At 73.7% G+C, this 7,244-nt stretch carries 7 protein-coding genes; all 7 read right to left on the bottom strand.

Annotated elements, in window-relative coordinates:
- The coding region (locus F8A92_RS11555; protein WP_153505314.1) for an AAA family ATPase at positions 1–1,201 on the bottom strand (1,201 nt) is incomplete at its 3' end.
- Positions 1,198–2,391 (bottom strand): exonuclease SbcCD subunit D, encoded by a 1,194-nt coding sequence (locus tag F8A92_RS11550; protein WP_153505313.1) that lies wholly within the window; start codon positions 2,389–2,391, stop codon positions 1,198–1,200. The genes F8A92_RS11555 and F8A92_RS11550, both read right to left, overlap by 4 nt.
- A 111-nt stretch (positions 2,392–2,502) precedes the next feature.
- Positions 2,503–3,207 carry a PH domain-containing protein gene (locus tag F8A92_RS11545; RefSeq protein WP_153505312.1) on the bottom strand — a complete coding sequence of 235 codons (705 nt, stop codon included), beginning with the start codon at positions 3,205–3,207 and terminating at the stop codon, positions 2,503–2,505.
- Between the two features lie 139 nt (positions 3,208–3,346).
- Positions 3,347–3,760 (bottom strand): VOC family protein, encoded by a 414-nt coding sequence (locus F8A92_RS11540; RefSeq protein WP_228389389.1) that lies wholly within the window; start codon positions 3,758–3,760, stop codon positions 3,347–3,349.
- A gap of 46 nt (positions 3,761–3,806) precedes the next feature.
- Positions 3,807–4,613: a biotin--[acetyl-CoA-carboxylase] ligase gene (locus F8A92_RS11535; RefSeq protein WP_153505311.1), complete on the bottom strand. Its 807-nt coding sequence runs from the start codon at positions 4,611–4,613 to the stop codon at positions 3,807–3,809.
- Between the two features lie 75 nt (positions 4,614–4,688).
- The gene (locus F8A92_RS11530; protein WP_153505310.1) at positions 4,689–5,990 is read right to left on the bottom strand and encodes a D-arabinono-1,4-lactone oxidase; all 1,302 of its coding nucleotides are present in this window, start codon (positions 5,988–5,990) and stop codon (positions 4,689–4,691) included.
- Positions 5,983–7,209, bottom strand: a complete 1,227-nt coding sequence (locus F8A92_RS11525) for an alanine racemase (protein ID WP_228389388.1) — start codon at positions 7,207–7,209, stop codon at positions 5,983–5,985. Before F8A92_RS11525 ends, F8A92_RS11530 begins: the two co-directional genes overlap by 8 nt.
- Between the last annotated feature and the right edge of the window lie 35 nt (positions 7,210–7,244).

Below are 7,244 nucleotides of genomic sequence, written 5' to 3'. Positions count from 1 at the left end.
CCGCCAACGCCTCGGTGGCGGCCTCGAGCGCCGCGCGCTGGCCGGCGATCTCGCGCTCGGCGGCGATCACGTCGTCGAGAGCGCCCCGTCGCGAGGTGAGCGCGCGCAGCCGCGCGCGAGCCGCGTCGACGGGCTGCTCGGCGAGGTCGGGCTCGGTGGCCAGCAGCGCCTGCCGGGACGCGGCGGCCTGCGCCGCTGCCCCCTCGGCGGTGCTGCGGCGCCGGTCGAGCTCGATCAGCAGTGGGGCGACGGATGCAGCCGCGACGGCGCGCTCGTACCGGCTGCGCAACGTCGCGATGTCGTCGCGCTGCACCTCGACGATCTCGTGCAGCCGCCGCGCCTCGGTCAGCTCCTGCTGGCGCCGGACGACGTCCTCGGCCGCGAGCAGGCGCTCCGCGGCCTCCTCGTGCAGCCGGGCAGCGACGTCGACGCGGATCTCGGCCTCGTCGCTGCGGGCGCGGACCGAGTCCGCGAGCGAGGCGAACCACTCGACGTCCACCGCCTCGGGCAGGTCGTCGTCGCCCAGGTCGGCGACGGCCTGCGCCTTGGTGCGCAATGCGGTGACCTTCTCCTCGGCGTCCGCCGCGACCGCCGCCTCGGTCCGCTGCCGGTCGTCGAACCAGTCCTCGACGTCCTTGAACCGGTGCGCGTTGAACAGCGAGACGAGCAGCTTCTCGCGGACGTCGTCGGAGGCGTGCAGGAACTCCGCGAACTGGCCCTGCGGCAGCAGCACGACCTGGGTGAACTGATCGCAGGTCAGGCCGAGGCGCTCGGCCAGCCAGTCGTTGGCGACGTTCTCCTTGCGCGCGCCCTCGACGCCGATCCAGGCGCCGTCGACCTGCCGCTCGATGGCGACCGAGGCCCGCTCGGTGGTGGTGCCGTCGCCGCGCTTCTTGGGCCGCTCGTACGACGGTGACCGGTGCACCCGCAGCCGCTCCGCGCCGACCGTCAGCTCGAGCACCACCTCGGGCCGGACGTCGGCGGCCGCGAAGTCGCTCTTGAGCCGCGACAGCTGGCCCTCACGGGTGCCGGGCAGCCGGCCGTACAGCGCGAAGGTGACGGCGTCCAGGACGGTCGTCTTGCCGGCGCCGGTCGGCCCGGCGAACAGGAACAGCCCGTCACCGGCGAGCGCGTCGAAGTCGACCCGCTCGGTCTCGGCATAGGGCCCGATCGCGGTCATCGTCAGCGCGTGCAGCCTCATGCGATCGCCTCCCGCGAGCGCAGCTCCTCGAAAGCGGCGCGGATCAGCTCGGACTCGAGGTCGGTCGCGGCCACGCCGCCGCGCATCTCGGCCACGAACTCGGTGGTCAGCGCCTCGTCGCTCTTGCCGGCGACCCGCTCGGCGTAGCTGCGCGCCGCCACGGTCGAGCCTGCCTCGGGGCGGAACTCGAGCCGCACGCAGTAGGGGAAGCGGGCCCGCAGCCGGCGCATCGCCTCGAGCGGGTAGGCCCGGTCGGTGAGCACCGCGCTGATCCAGTGCCCGGTCAGCGGCTCGTGCGCCGGATCCTCGAGCAGATCGTCGATCCTCCCGGTCAGCAAGGACATCTGGCGCGGCACGGGCAGCTCGACCCAGGAGACGTCGCGGACGCCGTCCGCATCCAGATCGAGCAGCCACGCCCCGCGCGGTCCCCGGTCGCCGAAGGAGTAGGCCAGCGGCGAGCCGCTGTAGCGGATGTGCTCGGCGAGGACCTTCCGCGAGTGCAGGTGCCCCAGGGCGACGTACGACACGCCCTCGAACACCGCCGTCGGCGCGCACTCGACGCCGCCGCAGGCGATCGAGCGCATGGAGTCGGTGACGTCGGCGGCGATCTGCTCGCCCTGCGGCAGCTGCGCGCCGCGCTCGCCGGCGACCGCGAAGCAGTGCGCGAGCACGATCGAGCGGTCGCCCTCGCGCTGCGCGAGGTCGGCGCGCACCCGGTCCATCGCGGCGTCCAGGATCAGCTCGTGGCTGGCGAGCGCGTCGTCGCCGAAGTGCCCCCGGTCGATCTTGGGATCGAGGAAGGGGATGCCGTAGAAGTAGACCGGCCCGTGCTCGTCGGCGATCTCGACCGGGCTGCCGATCTGGGCGACGGAGGTGATCGAGTGCAGGCCGCCGGCCGCGGCCGCCCACCCGCCGTACCCGAGCCGGGAGGCTCCGTCGTGGTTGCCGCTGATCATCACGATCTGTGCGCCGGCGGCGCGGACGAGCCGCAGCCGCTCGGACAGGAACGCGGTGGCCTCGGCGGTGGGCGCGGCGCGGTCGAAGACGTCGCCCGCGATGGCCACGACGTCGATGCGCTCACGACGGACGGCGTCGATGAGCGCATCGATCACCTCGCCGAGGTGATCGAGCACGTCGGTCTCGTTGAACCGGCGTCCGACGTGCCAGTCGGAGGTGTGCAGGATCCGCATGTCCTCAACGTAGGTCGGGTCCCCGACAAGATTTCGGACCTGCGATCGGCGAGCCGCCCGCGCGGCTGTGATTCCCCGGACTGGCGGACCCGTCGCCGGCAGATTCGCTGCTCAGCGCAGCGGCGGGGTCTCCCATTCGTCCGGTCCGGCGTCCGGCCGGCGCTCCGCGCGGTCGGTGCGGTCGGTGCGGTCCGGGCGCGGCTCCCCACGGGGGTCGTACGCCGGGTCGCTGCCGCGGGCGTCGTTCGCCGCGGCGCCGCCGTACGAGCCGCTGCCGGACGTCGCGTCGTACGCGCGGTGCCCGCCCGCGCCGAAGCCGCCGCGGCGCGCGGCGTCCTCCTCGACGAGCCGGTTGAGCAGCTGCTGCACCTGGTTGCTGCGCGGGATGTTCGCGATGTCCTCGTCCGGCCCGTCGCCCGCGGTCTCGATGTGCAGGGAGCCCGAGCGGATGATCCGATCGAGGAACGACTGGTGGAAGGAGACGTCGGTGATCTTCGACAGGCCGATGTCCTGGCCGGACTTCGACAGCACGCCACGGCGGACGGCGACCCGGTTGGTGGTGATCACGTAGCGGGTCGTGCGCCAGCGCAGGAACGGCACCAGCACGAAGATGATCAGCAGCAGGACTCCGAGGCCGATGATGATCCAGTCGACGACGTCCCAGGTCGGGTTGACCGGCGTCATGGCGACGATCAGCCAGGCCGCCGCGATGATCAGGATGCCGATCACCGTCGGCGCGAGGACGGTCAGCCAGTGCGGGTGCAGGCTGCGTACGACCTTCTCGTCCTTGGTCAGGATGTTCTCGGGAAAGCCCATCGGATCCTCCACTCGCGGCCGTTACCAGCAAATCTACGCGACCACGGCCCGGACCTGCCGGAAACCGACAGCGCTGAGAGCCGGTGTCCGCCGGGAGTCGACAGCGGCCCGGAAGCGCGTCGTTCTGCGGCCCGACGGGCTACCGGTCGCGGGAGGACAGCACGCAGAACTCGTTGCCCTCGGGGTCCGCGAGCACCGTCCAGCCGACCTTCTCGTCGTCCTGCCCGACGTCGACGCGGCGGGCCCCCATGGCGAGCAGCCGCTCGATCTGGGCGTCCCGGTCGTCGTCGAGGTGCGGCGCGAGGTCGAGGTGCAGCCGGTTCTTGATGGTCTTGGTCTCGGGAACCGTCACGAACACGATGCCCGGCCCGGCGCGATCCCATTCCTCGGCGCTGATCGGGTCGGCGCTCGCGTGCCGGGGCACGATGACGCACTCGTCGTCGGCGTCGTACACCTGGACCCAGTCGAGCACCTCCGCCCACCACCTGGCCTGGGCGCGCACGTCCAGGCTGTCGACGACGACGGTGTACCAGCGCAGCCGCATTCCAGTCATGGAGACCACGCTAGACGGCAGCACGGACACATACCGCCCATGAGCCTCACGCCGGACGGACGTGCACCACGTCGCCGGCGCCGACCACCAGCGGGCCCGACGCGGTCTCGACGACCAGCCGGCCGTCCTCGTCGACGCCCACGGCATCGCCTTCCACCGCGTGCTCCGTCCCGGCCTCCGCCCCCTGGCCGGAGGCGGCCGGAGGCGGACCCGGCAGCAGCACCCGGACCCGCCGGCCGATCGTCCCGCAGGCCGAGCGGTACGCCGCGAGCAGCCCGCTGCGCGCGACGTCGCCGCCGGCGGCCTCCCAGGCGCCGTACCGCCGGCCGATCCCGTTCAGCACCGCGCGCAGGATGTCCTCGCGCGGCGCGTCCCAGAACTGGTGGATCGCGGCGGCCGTGCTCGGCAGCCCGTCGTGCGGCACGACGTTGAGCCCGATGCCGACCACCACCGCTCCGGTGGTGGCCTGGGTGAGGATCCCGCCGCACTTGCGGCGGTCGTCCCCGAGCTGGACGTCGTTGGGCCACTTCAGGGCCACCTCCGCGCCCGCGGCCAGGAGCGCGTCGTACACGCCGAGCCCGGCGATCAGCGGGATCCAGCCCCAGCGGGCGACGGGCGTGGTGGGACGCAGCAGCATCGTGAACATGGCCGAGCTGCCCGGCGGCGCCTGCCAGGTCCGGGACAGCCGCCCGCGGCCGGCCGTCTGGAACTCGGCGACCCGCACCAGCCCCTGCGGGGCGCCCTCGGCGGCGAGCGCCAGGACGTCGTCGTTGGTGGACCCCGTCTCGGCGACCACCTGCAGCTCCTGCCAGAACGAGTCCAGCCCCCGGCGTACGGCATCCGCATCGATCATGCGCCGAACCCTACCCACCCGGTCGTGCGACCGGTGACCCGCGGAGCGGGCTCTCGGCACCAGGATCGGAGAGGGTCACGGGCCGAGGACGCGGTCCAGGTAGGGGTTGGCGAAGACCCGGGCCGGGTCCAGCCGGTCGCGCACCGCGACGAAGTCGTCGAAGCGCGGGTAGACCCGCCGCAGGTCCGCCGCCGCGAGCTCGTGCAGCTTCCCCCAGTGCGGGCGCGCCTCGTAGTCGCGCAGGATCTCCCAGAACGCGCGGAAGTACTCCTCGTACGGGCGCCCCGCGACCTGGTGCACCGCGATGTACGCCGACTCGCGGTCGTACGACGTCGACAGCCACCGGTCGTCCGCGCCGGTGAAGCGCACCTCGACGGGGAACGGCGTGGCCGAGCGGTGCGCGCGGTGCCACGCCTCCAGCCGGCGCAGCACGGCGACGACGTCCGCCCGCGGCACGGAGAACTCCGACTCGCAGAACCGCACGTTGCGCTCGGTGGGGTACACGACGTGCGACCAGTCGGTGTACGACTTCTCCGACAGGGCCCGCGCGCTGACCTGGTTGATCGGGGCGGTCAGCCGCGGGAACCGGCGGGTCAGCGCGGTGACCACGCCGAACACCCGGTTGGAGAGGATGTCGTTGTCCAGGCGGTCCTTCCAGGCCGGCAGCGGCGCGCGCAGCGCCTCGTCGCGATGGCGCCGGTTGGTCTTGGCGAGCACCCGGTCGGTGTCCGGGAACCAGAAGAACTCGAAGTGGTCGGCGCTCGCGACCCGCTCGTCGAGCTCCTCGAGGACGGCGCCGAAGCGGGCTGGCCCCTCGTGTGCCGACAGCAGGTAGCGCGGCTCGCACTGGTACTCGATGGCGGTGAGGACGCCGAGCGCGCCGAGGCTCAGCGACATCGCCGGCAGCAGCTCGGCGTTCTCGGTCTCGGTGACGCGCAGCAGGTTGCCGTCGGCCAGCACGACCTCGACGCCGCGCACCATGCCGGCGAACCCGGTCAGCCCGAGGCCGGTGCCGTGCGTCCCCGTGGAGGTGGCGCCGGCGAGCGTCTGCCGGTCGTAGTCGCCCTGGTTCGACAGCCCGAGCCCCGCGTCGTGCAGCGCGCGCACCGCGTCGCCCAGCCGGGTTCCGGCGCCGAGCCAGGCCCGCGAGCGCTCCGCGTCGACGCTGATGAGGCCACTGAGCCGCGACACGTCCAGCTGCGTCTGGACCGGCTGGCCGATGCCGGTGAAGGAGTGCGCCGCCCCGATCGGCTTGAGCCGGCCGCCGCGCGCGGACGCGCCGGCGCAGACCTGGCGCAGGTGGTCCACGTCGCGCACCCGGACGACGTCGATGCCGGACGCCGTGCTGGTGCCGGTCCAGTTGGTCCACTCAGCCAAAGCTCTGCCCCTCCCCGCGGTACGTCGGGACCCGCTCGACCACCTGGCCGCCGCGGACCAGCAGCAGCTCGGTGAACCGCTCGCACATCTCCCCCGCCTTCGCGTGCCGGAACCACACGAGGTCGCCGACGTTCAGCCGGCGGGCCGCGGCCCCGCGCAGCGGGGTCTGCACCTCCCCGGCGCCTTCCTGCGCGAAGTAGGACAGCCCGGCGGGGTAGGTCGGCACCGGCAGCCGCGAGCGTCCGGGGGCGCCCGAGGCGTGATAGCCGCCGCTGAAGGTCACCACCACGTCGTCGGCGGGCTTGCGGGTGACCGGCGAGGCGAACCACGCCGCGGGCCGCGTCCCGAGGTCCGCGAACCCGTCGAAGCTGGCTGGCATGAACAGGCCCGACCCGGCGGCGAGCTCGGTGACGGCGGGGTCGAGCCGCGTGGTGTGCAGGCTGCCGGTGCCGCCGCCGTTGACGAGCTCGAGGCTCCCGTGCCCCTCCACGGCGGCCCGGATCTCCCGCCGGCGACGGCTCAGCTGGTCGTTGGAGAGCCGCTTCACGAGGCGGATGCCGCGGCGGTCGTCGGGGACGCCGGCGACCTGCGCCTCGTAGAGCATGAGGCCGCAGAGCCGGACGCCGGGGGTCCGCGCGATCAGCCCGGCGAGGCGCCCGGCGTCCTCGGGGGTGCGCACCTTTGATCGGTGCACGCCGACGCTGAGGGGTCCGAGCCGCAGCGAGCAGTCGGCGTCGATCGCCACCCGCAGCCGCGCGCCGGCGAGGACCGCCAGGTCGACGAGCAGCCGGACGTGCTCCGGCAGGTCGACCATGAAGCAGATCTGCTCGGCGAGCGCGGGCGAGGAGGCCACGGCGGCGATCGCGTCGCGGTCGACGGACGGGTAGGCGACGACGACGTCCCGGATGCCGTGCTCGGCGAGCCAGACGGCCTCGCGTACCGAGTAGCCGAGGACGCCGGCGTACCCCTCCATCTGCAGGACCCGCGAGATCAGCGCCCGCGACCGCACGGACTTGGACGCCACGCGGATAGGTGTCCCGGCGGCGCGCCGCAGCAGGCCTTCGGCGTTGGCGTCGAAGGCGTCCAGGTCGACGACCGCGATCGGTCCCCCCGCGGTACGCAGCGCCCGCCACGGCCCGTCCGGGGGCGGCGGCGCTCCCGGTCTGTTCCCGGGCGGCGCACCCGGGGCGGCCGGTCGCACCCGCCGGGCGCGGGTCACGCCCGATCCTGCGCTGCGGAGGTCATCTGCCGACG

It is taken from the genome of Cumulibacter manganitolerans, from assembly GCF_009602465.1.
Lineage (GTDB): Bacteria > Actinomycetota > Actinomycetes > Mycobacteriales > Antricoccaceae > Cumulibacter > Cumulibacter manganitolerans.
Note: the sequence above shows the minus strand (reverse complement) of the source record. Positions and strands in the feature narration are given on the sequence as shown.

Excerpts from the sequence above, each read along its gene's own strand:
- F8A92_RS11550 (WP_153505313.1), bottom strand. The coding sequence starts at position 2,391 with ATGCGGATCCTGCACACCTCCGACTGGCACGTCGGACGCCGGTTCAAC.
- F8A92_RS11545 (WP_153505312.1), bottom strand. The coding sequence starts at position 3,207 with ATGGGCTTTCCCGAGAACATCCTGACCAAGGACGAGAAGGTCGTACGC.
- F8A92_RS11540 (WP_228389389.1), bottom strand. The coding sequence starts at position 3,760 with ATGACTGGAATGCGGCTGCGCTGGTACACCGTCGTCGTCGACAGCCTG.
- F8A92_RS11535 (WP_153505311.1), bottom strand. The coding sequence starts at position 4,613 with ATGATCGATGCGGATGCCGTACGCCGGGGGCTGGACTCGTTCTGGCAG.